Origin of the sequence: Vibrio sp. SCSIO 43009 (assembly GCF_023716525.1) — a bacterium.
GTDB lineage: Bacteria > Pseudomonadota > Gammaproteobacteria > Enterobacterales > Vibrionaceae > Vibrio > Vibrio alginolyticus.
This window is the reverse complement of the sequence record NZ_CP071843.1, coordinates 147,255-169,384: the sequence shown is the minus strand read 5'-3', so window position 1 is coordinate 169,384 and position 22,130 is coordinate 147,255. Positions and strand designations below refer to the sequence as shown.

General features: G+C 45.2%; 14 protein-coding genes and 1 pseudogene. 6 read left to right on the top strand and 9 right to left on the bottom strand.

Translation table 11 applies throughout. The features are described 5' to 3' along the window. The first annotated feature begins 240 nt into the window (after window positions 1-240). The 3 genes from J4N43_RS16410 (at window position 241) to J4N43_RS16400 (ending at window position 3,615) form a co-directional block, all read left to right on the top strand. Window positions 241-1,545, top strand: a complete 1,305-nt coding sequence (locus tag J4N43_RS16410; RefSeq protein ID WP_025768631.1) for a dicarboxylate/amino acid:cation symporter — start codon at window positions 241-243, stop codon at window positions 1,543-1,545. Between the two features lie 403 nt (window positions 1,546-1,948). Further along, window positions 1,949-2,422, top strand: coding sequence for a DUF6795 domain-containing protein (locus J4N43_RS16405; RefSeq protein WP_232284613.1), 474 nt, complete (start codon window positions 1,949-1,951; stop codon window positions 2,420-2,422). Beyond that, window positions 2,422-3,615: a lipase family protein gene (locus J4N43_RS16400; RefSeq protein ID WP_025768632.1), complete on the top strand. Its 1,194-nt coding sequence runs from the start codon at window positions 2,422-2,424 to the stop codon at window positions 3,613-3,615. Before J4N43_RS16405 ends, J4N43_RS16400 begins: the two co-directional genes overlap by 1 nt. A gap of 9 nt (window positions 3,616-3,624) precedes the next feature. On the opposite strand, the gene J4N43_RS16395 is transcribed toward J4N43_RS16400, so the two are convergent. The 4 genes and pseudogenes from J4N43_RS16395 to J4N43_RS16380 form a co-directional block, all read right to left on the bottom strand. Then, entirely contained in the window at window positions 3,625-3,999 is a 375-nt protein-coding gene (locus J4N43_RS16395) for a YkvA family protein (RefSeq protein ID WP_053349999.1), read from the bottom strand. Window positions 4,000-4,221: 222 nt separating this feature from the next. Then, window positions 4,222-5,346, bottom strand: a pseudogene (locus J4N43_RS16390) (M20 family metallopeptidase). Between the two features lie 9 nt (window positions 5,347-5,355). Further along, window positions 5,356-5,823, bottom strand: a complete 468-nt coding sequence (locus J4N43_RS16385; protein WP_005374849.1) for a YjiG family protein — start codon at window positions 5,821-5,823, stop codon at window positions 5,356-5,358. Continuing rightward, window positions 5,823-6,560, bottom strand: coding sequence for a nucleoside recognition domain-containing protein (locus J4N43_RS16380; protein ID WP_053349998.1), 738 nt, complete (start codon window positions 6,558-6,560; stop codon window positions 5,823-5,825). The genes J4N43_RS16385 and J4N43_RS16380 overlap by 1 nt, the downstream gene beginning before the upstream one ends. A 529-nt stretch (window positions 6,561-7,089) precedes the next feature. On the opposite strand from J4N43_RS16380, the gene J4N43_RS16375 reads away from it, so the two are divergent. Together J4N43_RS16375 and J4N43_RS16370 are read left to right on the top strand one after the other, a co-directional pair. Continuing rightward, entirely contained in the window at window positions 7,090-7,296 is a 207-nt protein-coding gene (locus J4N43_RS16375) for a hypothetical protein (RefSeq protein WP_005374843.1), read from the top strand. 96 nt (window positions 7,297-7,392) lie between these two features. Continuing rightward, window positions 7,393-8,109 carry a DsbA family protein gene (locus J4N43_RS16370; protein WP_252094186.1) on the top strand — a complete coding sequence of 239 codons (717 nt, stop codon included), beginning with the start codon at window positions 7,393-7,395 and terminating at the stop codon, window positions 8,107-8,109. 69 nt (window positions 8,110-8,178) lie between these two features. Here the strand turns inward: J4N43_RS16370 and J4N43_RS16365 are convergent, their stop codons facing one another. From J4N43_RS16365 to J4N43_RS16345, 5 genes are all read right to left on the bottom strand, one after another. Next, window positions 8,179-10,239, bottom strand: a complete 2,061-nt coding sequence (locus J4N43_RS16365) for an alpha-amylase (protein WP_053349996.1) — start codon at window positions 10,237-10,239, stop codon at window positions 8,179-8,181. Window positions 10,240-10,419: 180 nt separating this feature from the next. Next, a complete protein-coding gene (gene mtgA, locus J4N43_RS16360; protein WP_053349995.1) occupies window positions 10,420-11,094 on the bottom strand; it encodes a monofunctional biosynthetic peptidoglycan transglycosylase in 675 nt (224 codons plus the stop codon). A 137-nt stretch (window positions 11,095-11,231) separates the two neighbouring features. After that, complete coding sequence (gene glgB / locus J4N43_RS16355; RefSeq protein WP_242013629.1) at window positions 11,232-13,424, bottom strand: 1,4-alpha-glucan branching protein GlgB; 2,193 nt, start codon at window positions 13,422-13,424, stop codon at window positions 11,232-11,234. A gap of 283 nt (window positions 13,425-13,707) precedes the next feature. Then, complete coding sequence (gene malQ, locus J4N43_RS16350; RefSeq protein WP_158159425.1) at window positions 13,708-15,888, bottom strand: 4-alpha-glucanotransferase; 2,181 nt, start codon at window positions 15,886-15,888, stop codon at window positions 13,708-13,710. Window positions 15,889-16,005: 117 nt separating this feature from the next. Next, window positions 16,006-18,459 carry a glycogen/starch/alpha-glucan phosphorylase gene (locus tag J4N43_RS16345; RefSeq protein ID WP_053349993.1) on the bottom strand — a complete coding sequence of 818 codons (2,454 nt, stop codon included), beginning with the start codon at window positions 18,457-18,459 and terminating at the stop codon, window positions 16,006-16,008. A gap of 734 nt (window positions 18,460-19,193) precedes the next feature. Here J4N43_RS16345 and malT point away from each other — a divergent pair. Continuing rightward, a complete protein-coding gene (gene malT, locus J4N43_RS16340) occupies window positions 19,194-21,902 on the top strand; it encodes an HTH-type transcriptional regulator MalT (RefSeq protein WP_005374834.1) in 2,709 nt (902 codons plus the stop codon). Window positions 21,903-22,130 lie beyond the last annotated feature (228 nt).

Sequence of the window (22,130 nt, the reverse complement as noted above, 5' to 3'; positions counted from 1 at the left end):
TATTAGAATTTATTGTAAATCCTCTTTGTTATCGGTTGTATATTCGATAAAAGTGTTAAAATACAAACTTTTTATCCAGCCAATTCGTTAATATTTGGTTAAAATTCCATTTTTATTAGTGATAAAGTTCACATCTATTAACCATTTAGAGGATTATTCTTTCGTATTTTCTCACTCCGCTGCTAATCTGCTCGCCGCTTTGAAGTGAACTCAAGGTGCATAACTATAAGGAGTGTTCTCATGAATACCAAGAAACCGATGTCGCTTACCAGCCGCGTAATTTTAGGTATGGTTGCGGGTATCTTGACAGGATTTGCAATTCGCACACTTTTTGCCGACAACGGATTTGTCGACGCATACATTGTTAATGGATTATTCGAAGTTGGTGGACAGATCTTCGTTGCCAGCTTAAAAATGCTTGTTGTACCGCTAGTATTTGTTTCGTTAGTTTGTGGTACTAGCTCTCTCAAAGACCTTTCTACACTGGGTCGCATGGGTGGTAAGACCCTCGCTTTCTACGTTACAACAACGGCTATCGCGATTACGCTTGCTCTAACTATGGGTACTCTGTTCCAGCCAGGTGCTGGCGCTGACCTAACCGCAGCAAGTTCATTCAAATCAGCAGAAGCACCATCTTTGGGTCAGGTGATCATCGATATGTTCCCAACCAACCCTATCAGTGCGATGGCTGAAGGTAAAACCCTGCAAGTTATTGTGTTCGCGGTACTATTTGGTATCGCGATCAGCGCAGCAGGCAAACCTGGTGAACGTATTGCAGCGTTCTTCGCTGATCTGAATGAAGTGATCATGAAACTGGTTGCGATTTTGATGAACTTGGCGCCTTATGGTGTGTTCTTCTTAATGGCGAAGCTATTTACTGGTCTTGGTCTGGGCGCGATCGTCAATCTGGCAGAGTACTTCTTAGTACTGGCTGGTACGCTTGTCCTACACGGTCTAGTCACTTACAGCTTGATGTTAAAAGGTTTCACTGGTCTAAACCCAATTACGTTCCTACGCAAGATGGAAGACGCGATCATGTTTGCTTTTTCTACAGCATCATCGAACGCGACGATTCCAGTGACAATGGAAACAGCAAAGCACCGCATGGGTGTTGAGAACCGTGTATCATCATTCACAGTACCACTAGGTGCAACCGTGAACATGGACGGTACGGCGATCATGCAAGGCGTAGCAACTGCGTTTATTGCTCAAGCTTTCAATATTGATTTAACTATGGGCGATTACCTAATGGTTATCATGACGGCAACTCTGGCGTCTATCGGTACCGCAGGTGTTCCTGGTGTGGGTCTTGTCATGCTTGCTATGGTATTGAACCAAGTTGGTCTGCCGCTTGAAGGTATCGCGCTCATCATGGGTGTTGACCGTCTTCTTGATATGATTCGTACCGCGGTAAATATCACTGGTGACAGTGCTGTAACCGTCATCGTTGCGAAATCAGAAGGTGCATTGGATGAAGCTCGCTTCAACGACCCAATGGCAGGCGTAGCCGAAGAAGAAGTGCATCTGAAGCGCGCGGAAGCTTAAATACTTCCAAGTTAAATTATCCTGTCTAAGCAAAAACCACCTTACTCTAAGGTGGTTTTTTATTTCCAATTAACCCGAAATCAAAAAGGTTTAGATAAAATTCTCGTCCCCCGAGGTTGTTTCAATTACTAATCGGTAAGTAGTTAGATTCTATATTAGTTCATCTAGAGGGTTAAGATAACTCGCCTATGTTTATCACTTTGAAAATGATATAAGGGACATTTTCATCATATAGAGATACAAATTCCATTATCAAATTAAAGTTCAAAACCAAATCGCGATAGATAGTAGTCTGATAATTAAGTTGGTACTAAGATACATACATCATAATTTCATGTTTAAAAATAGTCTTTTTTTATTCATATTCTCATTTCCAATACTTGCATTAGGTTTCAACGAAAGTATGTTCGATTTTTTTAAGAAATTTAAATATACATTAAGCCCAGAGATAAAAGGTACTTTAGTTCTTGATCAAAGACCTCTAAAAAATTTAACCGTTTACTTAGAAGCTAATTTTTTAAAGAATGCTTACAAAAGGAGTTCAATTACTAATGAGTTAGGTGAATTTCACTTTAAGCCAGTCATACATTCTCAAAGGTTTAAAGAATCAGCTTTGAATCAAACATATTCATATATCGGAATATATACCTATATAAATGAAGAAAAGAAGTACATTTGGGAGTCTCAGTTAAGCTACGTTTCACCGCCTATATTTATAAAAGATAACTTAAATAACCTTTACTGTGAGCTTAAAAATAAAGAATTCCGATATTTTTTCAAAAATATCAATCTAGAAAGTGCTCGAGATCTAATGGTTATTAGCAACTGCAATTTAAATGGATTTTTATATAAAACAGAGTTTACGGAGGATACATAATGCCGTCTTTAACACCAAAACTTGCATCAGAGATCGCGAACATACCGTATGGAGTATACCAGGGACAAGGGAGACTAGCGTTTAGGGGAGAAGGAGGTTTTGAAAAACACTTTGCATTTTCGCAGCAAGATGTTTTTAGTGGCCGAACTGGAGGCATCACAGGATTAGAGCGTATACCATTGTTTAGAAAAGTGGTACCTGGTGTAATGAGAACATCTGAAGCATTTGCGGTAATTGGTATTGGGAAAGGAAAATATAAGGGAGATTTAGTAATTTCCATTAGAGGGACGCAAAACGCCAATGATTGGGTAACCAACCTAAATGTCGGCCTTAAAGGCTCTCCAAATGGCTCTATCGCTCATGCTGGATTTATTAATTCATTTTCAAGTATCAAACCAAGCATAAAACAATATTTACAGCAATGCCAAAATTTACCTAACCGTATTCATTGTGTTGGGCATAGCTTAGGAGGAGCTCTGGCTTCATTATGTTCTGATTGGCTGAGAGAAGAATATTCATTAAGAGTGAATTTATATACTTTTGGCGCACCTAGAGTTGGTTTAGAACAATATTCCCGTAAATCTAGTAAAAGCAACGACAAAGTATACCGCTGTACTCACGGCGCAGATCCTGTGCCTAAAGTACCTGTCTGGCCATTTATTCATGCTCCACATAATGGCGATGAGTACCGCTTAGACGCTAGTACTGGCTTTAATTTAAATGCTCATAGTATGTCTAGCGAAACAAGCTTAGGGTATTTAGATAATGCTAACTCCGAAACGTGGGGAGCAATAAAAGTCAGATCTAACAAGTACTTGTATACACCTACTAGATTTAAGTTTGAGCACAGAAACCAAGCATCATTTACAGAATATTGGTCAGAAAGAATTCAAGCAGCATTAATAACCTTATTAAAAGATACTGGCTTGTTTGCAGCAATAGCAGCCCAAGCCACAGTATCTACTGGAATGACATTTTATGATATACTCGCCAGAAATATAGAAAAAGTAGCTAAAGCTTCTAAAGTAAGAGAATCACAAGTCAAAGGGCTGTTAGGCCATATGCTGGTGTTTATTGGAAAACCAGTAACAGCAATTGAAGATATGTCTGCAAAGTTTATTAGAAACGTTTTTCTTATGGTATTTGGAAAACTTTATCGAGCAGCACAAATGGCTATTAGTGCTGTAAAATAAACTTTCAACTTAATCAGACATCGAATTCAGTTTTTCTCTGGCTTGTGCTTCGTGTTCTTTAGTGATGGCATTGCCGACCGAGTTCGCCGCCAGAGTCAGTGCCGCCATATCATCAGTAAAGCCGACGCCTGCTAGTACGTCTGGCACCATATCAGTTGGTAGGACGAAGTAAGCCAGCGCGCCACCTAGTATAGCCTTGTGGCGAACTGAGGTGTTGGAATCTGCCATCGCGAGCCATGATTTAATGCCCATAACAGCGATCTCTTCGCCTGCTTTCTTGACGGAATTTTTCATTTTTCGCCAGAATGTTTTCTCATCTGGCGCTTGCATCGTTTGATCTTTGGCGTCTTTCGGCGCCGATTTTACAGACATTGTTGTGGTCATCGTTGCCTCCGAAATTTATGACTGTGGCATAGATATTAAGGCAATGAACCTGAACGTAGGATTAATAGCGAGTAATGATAATGAAGAAAGGAAACAAAATGGTTAGATAAAAAAATCCCCAAACCGAAGTCCGGGGATTATTGCCTTGAAATCAAAAGTTTTGGAAACCAAATGGTTTTGAAACCAACAGCTTTGGGAACCAAGCTTTAGAAGCAAAATGCCTTATTGAGCAATCTTCTCCAGTACACGCATCAGCATTTTGATACGTGGTTCGATAGACTCAAGCAACAAGCACTCTTGATCGCTGTGGAAGCCCGCACCGATAGGTCCTAGACCATCCAAAGTTGGAACACCAAGAATCGCCGTGTTGTTTGCATCAGAGCCACCACCTACTTCTTTCCAGTTGATGTCGATCGCCAGTTCACTTGCGGCTTCTTCAACTAGCATCATCAGGCTTTCTGTTTGTGGGCTTGGCACCATAGAAGGCTTATAAGCTTCACGAACCAACTCAATTCTCACGCCATCAACGAATGGTGTTTCCAGCATGCCATTTAGCTTGCTATCGACATCATCGTATTCTTCGTTGCTCCAGAAACGCACATCCACGATCGCTTCCGCGTGCTCAGGGACGATGTTCGCACCGTTGCCGCCAGAAACAATGCCGACGTTCAGCGTAGTACCAGATTCAAAGTTGGTCATTGCATTAACAGCCAGAATCCAATTCGCCATCTCAGTGATTGCGCTGCGGCCGTTTTCTGGCTCGTTACCTGCGTGAGCAGCAACGCCATTAAAGGTCATTTTGTAGCGAGCCATGCCTTTGCGCGCTTTCACTAAACCACCGTCTGCACGTGCTGCTTCTGCAACCAGCACATTCTTAGCGTTTTTCGCAACTGATTGAATCCAATCCACAGAGTCCAGAGAGCCCGTCTCTTCATCTGGGTTCATGCAGATAGCGATAGACAACTTATCCAACACCGCTTGGTCTAGATTGCGCATCGCCTATACGATGTTCAGCAAGCCAGATTTCATGTCCGAGACGCCCGGACCGTAGGCTTTCTCTGCATCTTGAGACATTGGACGAAGCTCAGCAGTACCCACAGGGAACACGGTATCCATGTGACCAATCAGCATTACGTCGATTTGCTCAGCTTCCGGCTTGTTTCGAACTTCAAGACCGATACCCGCTCTGCCACAGTCGATGCGTTTTACGCTCCAACCTGACATCGCTTGGTACTTCTCTTCAAATTGAGAAGCGATAAACTCGATACCATCAGTCGTGTAAGTGCCACAATCCACATTAATCAGCGGACGTAGCTCTTCTAGATATTCATTTAGAGAGAATTGCATGACTCACTCCTAGACAAACAGATTCATCACCAGCATTGCGCCAAACGCGTTCAATACTGAGATTGCAATCATAACTGGGATGTAACGACCTTCAGTACCGATTGGGCCCATGATACGACCCATGTACTGAACTTGAGAGCCCATAAGGTAGATGGCAGGCGCTAGAATCGCAATGTGCGTGCCGTTAAGGATACCTTGGTCAAACAGCGTGATAACCACACCCACTGCGCCACCCATCGACATCCAAGCACCGATCAATACCGCTGCAGCTTCACCCGGAAGACCAAACACCGCCATGATTGGAGAAAACACAGTGCCCATCAGATCCAACGCGCCAGTGATTTGCAACGCTTTGATGATTACGAACGCCATCAATACGTTAGGCACCGTAGAGGTAGTCGCAATCACCCAACCTTTCTTAGCACCTTCGACGAAGATATCCGTCACCATTGGTTTTTTCGCTTTAACGTCACCCATTATGCCGTCTCCTCTTTTAAGTTCTCTGATTTGTTTTGGTCTTGCTTGTCTCCTTTACCTTCCGTCATGTTCAGGTAGATACGGAACAGGTTCGCGCCGATGATCTTAAATGCGAACATCACCACAACTGCTAAACCAATAGAAGACGTTACTGCTAGAGAGCCGTCAGCCATCGTCAGTGTGAACAGCACAGCACCCGATGAGAAGAAGTTCACGATGGTTGCACCTGCTGTGAACTGGAACATGGTAAATACGTCCGTTTCACGCTTAGTTAGGTGACCTTCATCTTTTAGCTGACGCGTCATTGCCGCACCTGCATCGGTACTTTGTAGAGAAGCAATTAAAGCCAGACCAGAGTTACCAGGGATGCCCATTAGAGGACGTAGAAGAGGAGTAAGAAGCTTACGAGCTGCTTCAAGTGCACCGTAGTGCTCAAGTACGTTGATCATACCTAAGGCGAACATAACAGTTGGAATCAAAGTAAGTGCGAAAATGAAACCGTCGCGAGCACCGCTACCACCAGTACCGCGAAGCGACGTTGTTGCAACTTGCACACCGTCAGCCGTTTCGGTGACACCATACGCCACCTTGCCGAAAGAGCCATTGAGCGTTGTAAAATCGAATACACCGTACCATTCGCTAGATTGCATCAGGCCAGAAAAGAACACAACCGCAAACGCCAGAGCAACGTAGCACCCCAGTGTAACTTTACGCTCAGTTTGAACAGGAATTTTCATAACATTACCTACACATGTGGAACTTAACACATATGTTCACCTGAATAATGTGCTAGAGAGATGATCAAAATCAATCCGCCTGCCGAACATTATCGCGACTCAGTTATGAAGTTTTGTTTTATGATTTCAATCACAATTGAAAGATAATAAAAGTTTGTTCTAACAATTAGGTATTTTAATCTATATCGATACCTCGGGACTTCTTTATCAACCCAACAAATGATTCTGACGAATATTACTTTCTACAACATTCATGACGTACTTCATACTTTGGCATTGAGGCAATATCGATTAACTCGAAAGTAACATTCAGCCACGAAATTTAGGTTAGGATGGCCCGGTCATATGTAAACGGCATAAACCAGAATTAACAGGACTACACGACCCATTGTTACGCTCACAATATAAAATAGCCAAATGGACACTCGCCCTCGTGCTTTGGGTGGTGATGATATGCTTAAGCCAAAATTCTGGTTTCTCGAAAAACTGCCCGAAGGCTCACCAAATACAGAGTCAGCAAGATGAGAGTGTGAATTTATCACCATCTTGCGACCTTTCAGAAAAGCTGGTTCAAGCGTACCAACATCAGTTTGATCATATTCTTATTCCATTTTTTCTGTTTGCTTTGATTGTGGCGCTGCCGATGACAACCACAGCAATTCGTTATCTGGAATACACAGAACCGATACCGGAAAAGTATCGGGTTCACCTAAAACTTTGCGTGTTTAGAGAATAAAGCCAGCAAGGCGAGAGACCTTTCTGCCTGACTTTTGTGCATATTTTATTCACTTCACATAACAAACAACGAAATTTAAAAGTTTTAGGAAATATTATGACATTCACTCGTACACTTTTGGCGTTAACGATGGCTATCGTATCTGCCGTATCTTTCGCATCAGAAAAGACCGCAGAACAAAAGCTAGAGGAAGTTAATCAGATACTAAAAGATAACCCTCAAATTCTTGATTCATTGCACCAAAACCTTCAAGAGTACATTGCGTATCAACAGTCATTTGGCGACACCTTGAAGGAGGTTCGTCAATATCTAAGTGATGGCAAACATTCCTCTTTTGGTGCTGAAAACCCTGAGTTAACCATTATTAACGTAACAGACTACAGCTGCCCTTTTTGTAAACGTTTAGAAGGAGAGCTGGTCAAAGTTGGTAAGGAATATCCGCAGGTAAAAGTGCTTAACCTCAATGTCTCTTTTAAAGAACAATACGAGAAAAACGGCTACAACTCGGCAAGTTACGCATTAAATGTTTGGCAAAACCAGCGAGATAAGTACGAGCAAGTGCATGAGTTATTGGTGAAAAAACCGGGCGCACATGACGCACGTTCCTTAAATCAAATCGCGAAAAAAACGGGGACAGAAGCGCAGCTTGTCGACGACAAAGAGACCAAGGCGTTGCTTGATAAAAACTATCAGTATTTCACGCAACTTGGTTTACGCGGCACGCCTGCGTTGATCATTAATGATCAAGTCATTCCTAGCTATGTGCCGTTTGACGAGCTAGAACAAGTCATCGACCAAGAACTGGCGAACTAAAACAACAAAGCCCTTCCCTGATAACTCAAGGAAGGGCTTTTTCTATCTAGGCTTAAAACGAAGTTCTAACTACTTTTCGCGACCCACAAACGCCACAACGACTTTGTCATTGCCAAGCGAGCGAGAGAACACATACGCACCTTCTTGTTCAATCACTTGATGTTGACCTGCACCAATCGCTGGGTGCGCTTTACGGAACTGACCAAGGGTTTGCCAGTGTTTGAGTAGCGCTTGCTTCTCATCCGATAGCTTCCACACCATGTCAGAACGTGTGCCTTGGTGGAAATCATCCGCGTAAGGACCAATGTTACGACCAACTTCATCACCATAATAAACCTGAACAGCACCAGGACTCAGAAGCAGTGCATTCGCGGCGTTACGCTGCATACCGTAATCTTTGAAGCGAGAGAAGAACAGCTCGGTATCGTGAGAAGACATGTAGCTCACAGGGTTAAAGTCTTTCTCATTGGCGATAGTATCTGCGTAACTTTGGTAAGTGTCTGCCATTTGGCTGAAACACGCCGCGCCTTTGTCTAACTTCTTCTGCATGTCGAAGTTAATCAACGCGTCAAAGCCATCGTCAAAGTAAGGGCTGCGATAAGCGGTATGTCCCCATACTTCACCCATCATCCAGAATGGCTGACCTGACTTACCGTTCTCTTTACGCCATTGCTCAAGGCTGCTTGATGCCTCTTCTTTCAAGCGTTTCCACACATCGCCTTCAACGTGCTTCACCGTATCGACACGGTAACCATCAATACCAAAGCGTTTCACCCAATCAGTTTGCCACTCAATTAGGTAGTCCGAGACGGTGTAATTATCACGCGCCTCAACGCGAGTGCCAGGGTTATCCAATAGCCATTGAGCTGGCTTCACGGCTTTGTCTGATTCAGTGATAAAGTCAGGCAAACCCGCCAATGACATGGTGATATCACTGCTGCCCGGAACTGGGTATCCCGGTAGACCTGTTCTTATCCAGTCACCGCCCCACCATTTCGCCCAGTTTGGACTCTGGTAATCAATATTCTGGTGGTAGCTATGCCAATTTTCACCCGCTTTTGGTTGCCAATCCCCCCACTTCTTAGGTAGTTCAGCGTTTGGTTTTAACACCTCAATACCATCAAATTGCAAATCGGCTAACGTTGAGTAACCGGTGTGGTTGATTACTGCGTCCATCAATACTTTAAGGCCACGTTTGTGTGCCTCTTCCACCAGCTTTTTCAGGTCATCTTCGTTACCGAAGTTCTCATCAATCTTGGTGAAATCACGCGTCCAGTAACCGTGGTAAGCGTAAAATGGGAATGAGCCGCTATCGCCGCCGCCCACAAAACCATGCACTTGCTCAACGATTGGCGACAGCCAAATTGCATCTGTACCTAGGCTCTTGATGTAATCTAGCTTTTCGATCACGCCTTTTAGGTCACCACCGTGGAAGGTACCAATCTCTTCTTTGCCGTCTTTCTTTCGCCCATAGCTGTTATCATTGCTGGTATCGGCATTGTTAAAACGGTCGACCATCACGAAGTAAATGTTGGCATTACGGTAATCAAACGGTACTGCTTCTTTGGTTTTCTTCACTGGCTCTAGTAGCACCAAACCGCCGGAATCTTTGCTTGGTGTCAGCGATACTTGCTGATCTTTTACTTCGACCATTTGACCAGAATAGGCATCACGCAACTTGGTGCCATCGGGGAAACTGTCACCCAGCGCGATGGTGACTTCGCCGCCTTGGTAAACCTCACATTGCACTTGTGGGATTGGGCGTTTGAATTCTGTCTTGGCAGCTTTCTTAGGTTCACGCTTGAAGCGTAGAGTTTTGGCTTCCGCATCAAAAGCAAAAGAGTAATCGCCAGTAAAACGGATTTTTAACGGCAGTTCTGTTGGTTTTCCGCAGTTCAGCGCGATAGGTTTGTTGAATTTGACCTTCTGACCATCAGGCGCGACACAGTCGCCTTCAACACCCGTGATTTTGAGCGTGTATCCGTCTTTGGTTAAGGGCACAACCAAAGGTTGCTCTGCACTTAAAGGAAAGTCACGGCTGTTGGTCGTGGTAGAAATGGTGATGTTTGGCTCGGCGATGGCACTTGCCGATGCAAGCAATAAGGTCGTCGTAATCAGATTCAGTTTCATCGTTCAGTCCATTGGTTGCGCATAGGCGCAGTATTCGTGTTGTAGTTTTATTCACACTAATAGTAAATGGATGAAAAACTGAGCACATCATTCTGAAAGGCTACGCCCTAAAGCTTGTGACGCTTCACATTTTGCTTTTATTGGGGCGTAGTTCTATTTACGAGCAGGATAAAAGGGAGTTTAAAGCTGCACGCTGCCTAGGTTGCGCATTTGTCTCATCGCCCAATTGACGCGGCTGATGGTGTAAGAAGTCTGAGGGTAGACTTTAATGCGATACGGATTTGGCAGCACCACCGCAAGCCTTGCTGCTTGGCGTGTTGAAAGTTGTTTAGCTGGAATACCAAAGTAGTTTTGTGCAGCGGCTTCCGCCCCATAAATACCCGGCCCAAACTCCACCACATTCAAATACACTTCGAGAATGCGTTCTTTACTCCACATTGCTTCCATCAGCAGAGCAAAATAAAGTTCATACGCTTTGCGCACATAAGAGTGTGAAGGAAACAGAAACACGTTCTTTGCAGTTTGCTGAGTAATCGTGCTCGCACCGCGAGAGGGACCGTTCTCGCCAGACTCTGAGATCACTTTAAACAAGGAATCAAAATCCACTCCGTAATGGGTCGGGAACTTTTGATCTTCTGTCGCAATCACGGCCAGTTGAATGTGTTTAGAAATATCACTCAAAGGCACCCATTCATTTTGACTCTCTTCAGGAAATCCTTCAGGAGGAGAAATTATGCGGCTGATCTTCCATCCCCAAATTGGTGGATCGATGTATTTCACTATGCCAACGAGCATCACTGGTAAAAGCAAAAGCACCAATAAGATATTGAACAGAAGGGATTTAATCTTTCTCAAAGTCCGACCTAGCCTGATTTCATAAAACAATATGATGCAAGTATAGAGTATGCAGTCTGTTTATCGTTAGTGAAAACTTGGTTAAAAAAAAGCCCGATTTACAATGTAAAACGGGCTTAGAATTTGATTAGACTAAATTATTTGTGCAGCTTGTAGAACACGGTTGAAAGTGGAGGCAAACGAAGCTCAAGTGATTGAGGCAGTGATTCACTTTCGACTTGTTCCGTTTTCACACTGGTCAGCACTTTAAAATCGCTTCCGCCGTATTTGCTGTCGTCCGTGTTCAGCAGCAGTTCGTATTGACCTGCATTTGGAACACCTAAACGGAAACGCTCGTGTGGTACGGGCGTAAAGTTGGTGATGATGAGAATACGCTCACCTTCTTTACTAATACGCTCGTGCGCTAGGATGCTCGCATCCGCTTCGTCTTGTAGACGCCACTCAAAACCAGCAGGAACACAATCTTGATCGTGCATCGCCGCTTCATTTCGGTACAAGTGGTTCAAATCTCGCATCAGCTTTTGGACACCTTGATGACGCTCATATTCCAGTAAGAACCATTGCAACTGATCATCGTGGTTCCACTCCGCCGTTTGGCCAATTTCCGCGCCCATAAAGTTCAGCTTTTTGCCCGGTTGACCATACATATAACCGTAGTATGCTCGTAGGTTTGCGGTTTGCTGCCATTCATCGCCTGGCATCTTGTTGTGAATAGAGCCTTTGCCGTACACCACCTCGTCGTGAGAGAGAGACAAGACGTAGTTCTCGCTGTGCGCATAAACTAGCGGGAATGTGATGGTATTGTGGTGGTATTTGCGGTGAACAGGATCTTCTTTGATGTATGAAAGACTGTCGTGCATCCACCCCATATTCCACTTGAAGCCAAAGCCTAAACCACCCATAAAGGTTGGCGCAGACACACCCGGAAACGCCGTTGACTCTTCCGCAATCGTCATCGCATTCGGGAAGTGCTTGTACACTTCTTCGTTCATCCATTTTAAGGTTGCGATTGCGTCGTAGTTTTCGTTGCCACCGTCAACGTTCGGGACCCACTGATCGTGGCTACGTGAATAATCGAGATAGAGCATCGACGCGACGGCGTCCACGCGAATACCATCAATATGGAATTGTTCAAACCAGTACAGCGCATTCGAGACAAGGAAGCGACGCACATGTTCACGGCCTAAATCGTAAATGTAGGAGTTCCAGTCTTGGTGCCAACCGCGACGTGGGTCCGGGTCGTGGAACAGCGGTGTGCCGTCAAAGTTTGCTAAACCGTGGTCATCCGATGGGAAATGCGCCGGAACCCAATCCAGCACCACACCGATACCAGCTTGGTGACACGCATCCACGAAGAATTTGAAATCATCAGGGGAGCCAAAGCGGCTAGTTGGTGCAAACAAGCCAACAGGTTGATAGCCCCATGAACCATAGAATGGATGCTCAGACACAGGCATCAGTTCAACGTGGGTGTAGCCCATATCCACAAGGTATGGCACCAACTGCTCCGCAAGTTCGCGGTAATTGAGGAAATCACCTTTCTCGTTGCGCTTCCATGACCCAGCATGCAGCTCGTAAAACGATAACGCTTCATCACGCTTTTGCGTCACTGCACGGTTTTGCCATTTCGCATCTTGCCATTGGTAACGCTTGTGATCGTAAGTAATGGACGCGAACGATGGGTATTGCTCAGAGTAGAAACCCCAAGGGTCTTGTTTATGAGGAAGCCCTTCCCCATTTGGCCCTTTGAGCTCAAATTTGTACTGAACGCCTTCTTCTAAGCCAGGAATAAATAGGCCCCAGATACCGTAGTCTAGGCGTTGCATTGGGTGACGACGACCATCCCATTGGTTGAAGCAACCCACAAGGCTAACAGCCGATGCGTGTGGTGCATAAACAAGGAAACGAACACCGGAAATATTTTCACCACCACGTTCTAGCGTGACAAAGTGTGCGCCCATGTAGTGATACATGTCTTTTGGCGTATGCAGATGCTCGTACTCTTGGTAGATATTGTGGTACTGGTACGGGTCATCAATAATTTGTTCAACACCATTCCAATCGACCGCTAAACGGTAGTGGGTCAGATGTAAATCGCGTTGCTCTTTTAAGATGAAACCGCTGTCGCCATCACGCTCAAGCGCCACGCGAGGTTCACCATTAACAAGCAGTTCAACCTTGTTTGCGCCCGGCATCCAAACTCTCAGCGAAGCTTCGTCGTCAATGAAAGGACCCAGCGCCGCAAATGGATCTGAGTAAGCCGCCTCAGCAAGCAGTTCGTATGCGCGTTCGTGTTGTTTCTTTATTTTCTTGGTTTTGGTGGTTTTCAAATCTTTCTCCCTAGAGCCAACATCCTTTTCAAGACCAGAGATCTGAATCAAACATCGGTTTCTCCACAGCCAACGTTGTGAACTCACAAAAAGACTCCGCTTCTCACGTTCGTTGCGTAAACGGCGTCAAAATACAAAAATGCCCGCTATTGTCGCGGGCATAATAACGGTACTTCATCCTAACGGATTGTGTTTTAGGAATGAGTGACCTAGACGGAACTTTCGTACCTCTGAGCTAACAAAATTCGTAATCAGCTCGTCCATCTACGCCACTCTAGGCATCTTACTTACTCGCCTGTGCACGAACTTCAGTAAGGCGTTTAGAAATACGATTCACATCTTCACGGCTGAAGATTTCATCTAGGTTCATCGACAATTTACGACGCCAGTTTGGATACTCATCCACCGTACCAGGAATGTTGACCGGTTGATCCATTTCTAGCCAGTCTTCAAGCTGAACGCTAAGCAGTGCAGAGTCACCCGCGGCTACGTGCAGTTGCAGCGCTTCGCTTAGGTATGAATCCATTGGCACGTACTGAGCATCATGACCAATGCCTTCTGGCAGATAGCCATGCCAGCGAACGCTGTCTAGAATACCTTGTTTGCACTTCAAGCGGTCAGCGAATAGGCCTTCCAACTGCTGTTCATCAGGGTACAGACCAATCTCACGCCCCATCTTCAAGTCATCACAGTGCCAGAAACCGCGTAGTGTTGGCATATCGTGCGTACACAGCGCAGCCATAGACTGCTCAGCGTAGTGCTTCGGAGAAATAAAACCGCCGTCGTCTTTTGATGTTTCGAAGAAGAAGACTTTGTACGAATGCACACCCGCATCACGAAGGATATCAACGATTTCATCAGGTACAGTACCCAAGTCTTCACCGATTACAGAACACTGATGACGGTGAGATTCCAAGGCTAGGATTGCTAGCATGTCTTCAACTGGGTAGTACAGGTATGCGCCTTCTGTCGCTTTCTCGCCTTTTGGAATCCACCAAAGGCGAAGCAGGCCAAGTACGTGGTCGATACGCAATGCACCACAATGCTTCATATTAGCACGTAACAATTTGATGTAAGCGTCGTAGCCAGTCGCTTCTAAAACTTGAGGGTTAAGCGGAGGCAGACCCCAGTTTTGGCCTAGTGGACCAAGTACATCTGGTGGCGCACCGATGCTTGCATCCAATACTAGCGCGCCTTCGTCAGCCCATGTTTCGCTGCCTGAATCTGCAACACCAACCGCAAGGTCGCGGTACAAACCCACAGCCATGCCTTTTTCTTCGGCTAGCGCTTGCGCTTCTTTGATTTGATCGTCTGCGATCCATTGCAGGTACATGTACAAGTGAACACGATCTTGGTTGTCCTTAATGTACTTCTGAGTACCAGCTGCGTCGAATGTGCGGTACTTCTCAGGGAACACAGGCCAACCCCACATGTTTGCATCTTCTGCATGTAAATCAGCATGAAGTGCATCGAATGCAGCTTGGTGTAGCAAGCTGTCGCCGCCTTTTTCAACAAAGTCCAAGAAGGCACGAGCGCGATCGGTGTTCTTGTCTAAATGGCGAGCTTTAAACTCACTGAATAGCAGCGGAAGAACGCTCATTTTTAGTTGTGAAACTTCGGTGTAATTCACCCAATGAGAGTCTCGCGCTTTTTGTAGACGTTGTTGGAACTCTGCGCTACCCACTCGCTGTTGTGCTTCTGCACTTAGCGCGAACTCAGGTACAGAGCTTACGTCGATGTACATGATGTTCAGCCAGCGACGAGAAGACGGGCTGTATGGACTTGCCCCTTCTGGATTCGCAGGGAACAGCGAGTGAATAGGGTTCAAGCCAATGAAGTCACCGCCACGAGAGGCAATATCACTCACCAGTTGTTTTAGGTCGCCAAAATCACCGATGCCCCAGTTATGCTGAGTACGCAGTGTGTAAAGCTGGATACTAGGACCCCATAGCTTTTTGTGTTGGTTTAGATCGTCTTGTTTGAAACACGCTTTCGGCGTAATGATCAATGACATCTCGTAAGGTGTTTTACGACGCTTACGACTGATGATCAGTTTGTGATAACCCCAAGCCAAGTTCTTTGGCAATGCAAACACTAGAGGGCCACCCTCAGCACGCTCATCACGAACAATTTGGGACTGAAGATAGCCTTCAAGTACCTCTCCTTGTTCTGTTTCTAAACTCCAGCTGAATTCACTCTCACGAGCACTCGTACCTAGGTTTAGTTCCACTTCGACTGGTTCGCCGTCGCGTAAAACAAGAACAGGGGCTAGTACGTCTTTTTTATGTTTCTTTTCAGCAGAAGCCAGTAGTTTTTCATCACTGCTAGTATCGTAGCCAAGCGAAGCGAGCAAGCGGCGTAGCGTCTCCTCAGACACTTTAGCCTCATCTCCCCAAGCACTGACATAGCTATCAGCCAATCTCGCCATTTCCGCGACTTTCTTTAATGCTGTTTGTTCTTTCATCGCTTTCTCCGAAGGTAATACCAACACCTTCCATGTAGGGTTTTATTGTTATCAATAACTTCTTTTGGAAAATGACCAAAGGTAGCGCTTGGCTACCTTGGTCTTAACTAGGTTCTATTAGCGTTTCACCGCTTCAAGTTTCCAGATATTGTTCACGTAGTCGAGGATTGAGCGGTCTGACGTGAACTTGCCAACAAGGGCGGTATTAAGAATGGCCTTCTTCGCCCAGCCAGCTTGATCTTTATATTGTTCGCTCATGTCTTCGTGCGCTTTCACGTAAGATGCAAAGTCCGCAAGACATAAGTACGGGTCACCGCCGTCTAGTAGGCTGTCATACGTTGCACGCAGTAAGCCTGGTTGACCTGGAGTGAATTCTTCACCCAGTAGTAGATCCATAGACGCTTTGAGTAGGTGATCCGCATTGTAGTAATCAAATGGGTTGTAACCTTGAGCTTTCAGCGCTTTCACACCTTCAACGTCTAGACCGAAGATGTAGATGTTCTCATCGCCTACTTCTTCACGAATCTCAACGTTAGCACCATCCATAGTACCGATCGTTAGGGCACCGTTAAGCGCCATCTTCATGTTACCAGTACCTGATGCTTCTTTACCCGCAAGTGAAATTTGTTGTGATACATCCGCCGCAGGAATAATAATTTCAGCCATGCTCACACGGTAATCAGGAATGAAGACCACTTTCAGCTTGTTGCCGATGCGAGGGTCGTTGTTCACCTTGTCTGCAATCTTGTTGATTGCGAAGATGATTTCTTTCGCTAGGTGGTAACCCGGTGCTGCTTTCGCAGCGAAGAACACAACGCGAGGCACACATTCGAAGCCTGGTTCGTTAATAATGCGATGGTACAGAGACAGTACGTGTAGAAGGTCTAAGTGCTGACGTTTGTACTCGTGCAGACGCTTGATTTGAACATCGAAGATTGCATTAGTATCGAGCTCGATACCCATGTTCTCTTTCACCCAAGTTGCTAGGCGTTCTTTGTTCTCTTTCTTCACTGCCATGAATTCTTTTTGGAATGTCGCGTCAGTAGCGTACTTCGCAATACCTTCAAGTTGCTCTAGTTTCGCTGGCCATTCTGGACCGACTTTCTCAGTGATAAGCTGAGACAGACCTGGGTTACAGAACTTCAACCAGCGACGTGGCGTAATACCGTTCGTTACGTTGTGTAGACGTGTCGGGTACATTTCGTGGAACTCTGGGAATAGGTCTTTCTTAACCAATTCAGAGTGAAGTGCTGCTACACCGTTTACTGCGTAAGAGCCGATTACACATAGGTTTGCCATGCGAACCATGCGGTGGAAACCTTCTTCGATGATAGAAAGCTTCTGTTGCTTCGCGACATCACCCGGCCACATTGCACGTACGTCTTGTAGGAAGCGGTGGTTGATCTCGTAAATGATCTCCATATGACGTGGTAGCAGGTGCTGGATTAGCGACTCTGGCCATGTCTCTAGTGCTTCTGGAAGTAGCGTGTGGTTGGTGTACGCAAATGTCTTAGAGCTGATTTCCCAAGCAGCTTCCCAAGCTAAACCTTTTTCATCCATCAGGATGCGCATTAGTTCAGGAATCGCAATCGTTGGGTGCGTATCGTTAAGCTGGATAGTCTCTTGCTTAGGTAGATCCGCTAGCGAGTAGCCCGCAGCTTCGTGGCGACGTAGGATGTCACGTACAGACGCTGCTGAGTGGAAGTACTGCTGCATTAGACGCAGTGTTTTACCTTTCTCGTGGTTGTCGTTCGGGTAAAGCACTTTAGTGATGTTACCTGCGTCGATCAGTGCGTGCTGAGCTTCGAAGTAATCACCATTGTTAAAGCTTGCTAGTGAGAATGGTGCAATCGCCTGACATTCCCAAAGACGTAGCGGGTAAACCGTGTCTGATTCGTAACCCACAATTGGAAGATCCCAAGGCATTGCTCTTACTGTCATGCCTGGTACCCATTTGCGAACTTCTTTACCGTTCTCGTTAATCACTTCAACGTGACCGTAAAAACCGATCTCTTGCGCAAGTTCTGGACGCGCAATTTCCCAAGGGTAGCCTTCTACACCGCGCCATGCGTCAGGTGCTTCTTGCTGGCGACCATCTTTGAATGACTGTTTAAATAGACCGTATTCGTAATGTAAACCATAGCCGACAGTTGGGAATTCTTGTGCCGCACATGAATCCATGAAACACGCAGCCAGACGACCAAGGCCACCGTTACCCAATGATGGGTCGCGCTCTTCTTCTAGCAGATCAGTTAGGTTGTAACCCAGTTCAGCCATTGCTTCTGTTACTTGTTCATACAGACCCATGCTGATTAGGTTGTTACCCGTCAAACGACCGATAAGGAATTCTAGCGAAAGGTAGTTAACGCTCTTCGCACTTTTAATGCGTGGATCTTCTTCTGTCGCTAGCAAATCTAGAGTAGTAAATTCAGCCAGAGCATGCCCCATTGCTAGGTACCATGCGCGGCTGTCTGCGTTTTCAATCGTATGAGCGTAAGTTACAGATAGGTGTTTCTTTACGCTTTCTTGGAACGACTTCTTGTCAAATTGTTTTTGTTGAGTAGGTTTCATTACGAAATTCTCACGTCTTTTGGTAATTCATCTGCCATACATCGTGCATTTACCTCTGTGAATAAACATCCTCCTAATTCTCATCCTTTGAAGGAGGAGGGCTGAGGGCGTAGAGGGGGTACCATTGCTAGGTTAGTGATCCAAATCTCAACAAAGTGAACTTTGCACCAGTTCTTAGTGATTTTGATCACAATGGAATGTGAGAAAGGTTAAAACCCGTTCATGACGCTTTTTATAGTCCACTCATCTGATGATGTGAAAATTGTAATATCGGTCACATTAACTCGGTCAGCGTAGAAGAACTTTTCGTAATCTATGTGCAACGCGATCTTAACGCTAACGAAACAAACGATATTTAAGTGACGACAATCACAAATAAAGGGCGTAGTTGATGGTAAATCCATCAACCCTTGAGAATTAGGAAGTGGATCAAAGTAACGAACATTTCTGATGTCGTAACATCCCTCTCAGCTCACAGGATTGTACGCTTTTTATACAAACTAGAATTAGGCGATGTGAGTTATTTCTAGTTTTCGCTAGCTTTTATATTTAAGTGACCGTATGGAATGGTTTTTCAGACGGACGCAAGCCCCAATAGCAGCGACATTATCCGGTATTCAAACAGTGTTTTTGATGCTGATGGCATCATTCAGTAAGACGGCTTTCAAGGGGGCTTTACTAGAATGATCACGTTGCTGTCATTTGGGTATACATAAATAAGGACATAACTACTAATGTGGATTCCATCTAAGCTTACTCGACCAGGACGCCTGCACAATGCCATCGTGCGCCCACGAGTGTTGGACTTACTACAGCAAGCGCCTTACTACAAATTGGTTTTATTCCGATCCCCAGCAGGTTACGGAAAAACAACAATGGCAGCGCAGTGGCTATCCGATAAGCCAAACGTCGGTTGGTACAGCATTGATGACAGCGATAACGACGGCTTTCGCTTTGTAAACTATCTGCTTCAAGCATTAAACAAAGCCACCAACTTCAGTTGCGCTAACGCACAAAAACTGGCGGAAAAACGTCAGATCTCGTCTTTACGCTCCCTATTTAGCGAAGTATTCGCAGAAATGGCTGACTTTCATCAAGAGTGCTACGTGGTGCTTGATGACTACCATTTAATCACGAATGATGAAATCCATGAATCCATGCGTTTCTTTTTAAAGCACATGCCAGACAACCTCACCGTTGTGGTAACCAGTCGTGCAGCGCCGCCTCTAGGCACTGCAAACTTACGTGTTCGTGATTTAATGATCGAAATTGGCAACGAGATGTTGGCGTTTGATACCGAAGAAACCACTCGCTTCTTTAACCAGCGTATCGCCGATGGTATTGATGAAGACATGGCGAACAGCCTAAGAACCTATGTTGAAGGTTGGCCATCGGCGATGCAGTTGATCGCATTACAAGCCCAACATCAAAACCGCACATTGGCGCAAACTGTAGAGTCGGTATCGCAGTTCAATCACGCGCACTTGTGGGATTACTTGGTCGAAGAAGTGTTTGACTTACTCGATCACGAAACTCGTCACTTTTTAATGCAAGTATCCGTGCTTGACCACTTCAATGATGAGCTAGTGTTTGCCCTTACCCAACGCGAAGACGCACTGGGAATGATTGAATCGCTTAACCGTTACGGCTTATTCATTTACCCGCTCGAAGGGGAACAGAACTGGTTCCGGTTCCATAACTTATTTGGCGAGTTTTTATCTCATGAGCGCCAAGCTCGTATTCCTCAGCAAGAAAAAGATCTCCACCGCAATGCTGCTATCGCTTGGTTACAACAAAAAGCACCACACCAAGCGATTCATCATGCACAAAAATCGAATGATAAGGACTTAGTGGTAGAGATCCTAAACGAATTCGGCTGGAAGATGTTTAACCAAGGCGAACTCAGCACACTGGAAAGCTCAATTAACAAGTTGGACGATGATCTGTTGTTCAGCCACCCAAAACTTACGATGCTCCGAGCATGGTTGGCTCAAAGTCAGCATCGTTATAACCAAGTGGGCCACCTGCTTGAAGAAGCGGAAGAGGAACACAAAAAGCGTAACATTGCGTTAGATATTCATTATCAAGGTCAAGCAAACGCGTTGCTTGCTCAAGTGGCTATCAACAGTAACCAGCCAGAAAAAGCTCTCGAATTAGCGGAGTTAGCGCTTAGCCAACTTGATAACACAATTTACCGTAGCCGAATTGTGGCGACTTCGGTTGTTGGTGAAGTTAACCACGTGCTAGGTAAACTAGACCGTGCTTTGCCAATGATGCAACAAACTGAAAAGCTAGCTCGTCAGTACCAGGTATATCACCAAGCGTTATGGGCAATATTGCAGCAAAGCGAGATTTTAATTGCACAAGGTTACGTGCAAGCTGCCTTTGAACTACAAGATTCCGCATTCCGTCTGATTGAAGATCAGCAGCTTCAGCATGTTCCTCTTCATGAATTTTTGCTGCGTATTCGCGCGCAAGTACTTTGGTGCTGGAACCGACTTGATGAAGCGGAAGAATGCGCGTACAAAGGTCTGCAAATTCTCGAAAACCATTCACCAAGCAAGCACTTACATAGCTATTCGATGTTGGCGCGTATTGCGATTGGACGCGGTGAATTAGACAAAGCCGGTAAATTCATTGAGCACATCCAACACTTGATGAAACAGTCGACTTACCACGTAGATTGGACTGCAAACGCTTCACTATCGTTGATTCTATTTTGGCAAGCGCGTGGGAATACCGATGCAATGCAAGAATGGCTCAACACTGCGGTTCGTCCTGAATCGGCATGCAACCACTTTTCTCAATTGCAATGGCGTAACATTGCTCGCGCCCACATTAACTTAGGCCAATATACCGACGCTCGTGCTGCGTTAGATTTTCTCCAAGGTGAAGCTCGTCGCACTAACCTAATCACAGATACTAATCGCAACTTAGTGGTTGAAGCAGTCCTTTCTGCTCGCCAAAAAGATGAGGAGCAAGCCAAGGCTCTGTTAAAAGAAGCATTAGTAATGACGAACCAAACTGGCATGGTCGGAAACTTCCTGATTGATGGTGCAACCATTGGCGGTCTGCTGGAGAAGTTGAGCCTCCGCCATGAACTGGGCGATCTTGAGCGTCACCGTGCTCAACAGTTAATGAAGGACATTTCATCGAATCAACGTAGCCGGTCAATTCACTTTGATGAAGACTTTATTGAAAAGTTGGTGAATCACCCTAATGTGCCAGAGCTAGTACGTACCAGCCCATTAACACAACGCGAATGGCAGGTTCTGGGACTGATTTATTCAGGCTTTAGTAACGAGCAAATCGCACAAGAGCTGGATGTGGCAGGTACGACAATTAAAACCCACATTCGCAACCTGTACCAAAAGCTTAATATTGCTAATCGTAAAGAAGCCATTGTGACAGCTGAAAATTTGCTACAGTTAATGGGATACTGAACTGCTAGATAAACGGGTTAAAACGTAAAGTAAAACACAAGGGTTGGCGTAACACGTCAGCCCTTTTTTATGACTGACAGTAAGAGAAGTGCAATTTGCAAAGCACGTAAGTAACGTTGTTCATATAAAAAAATAGCCAACCGCAATAATCGCGATTGGCTTATATTTAGTGTGAACAAATTGTATTCACTAACAACGTCAGTTGGCTAGGTGACCCTCGGCTTAAGA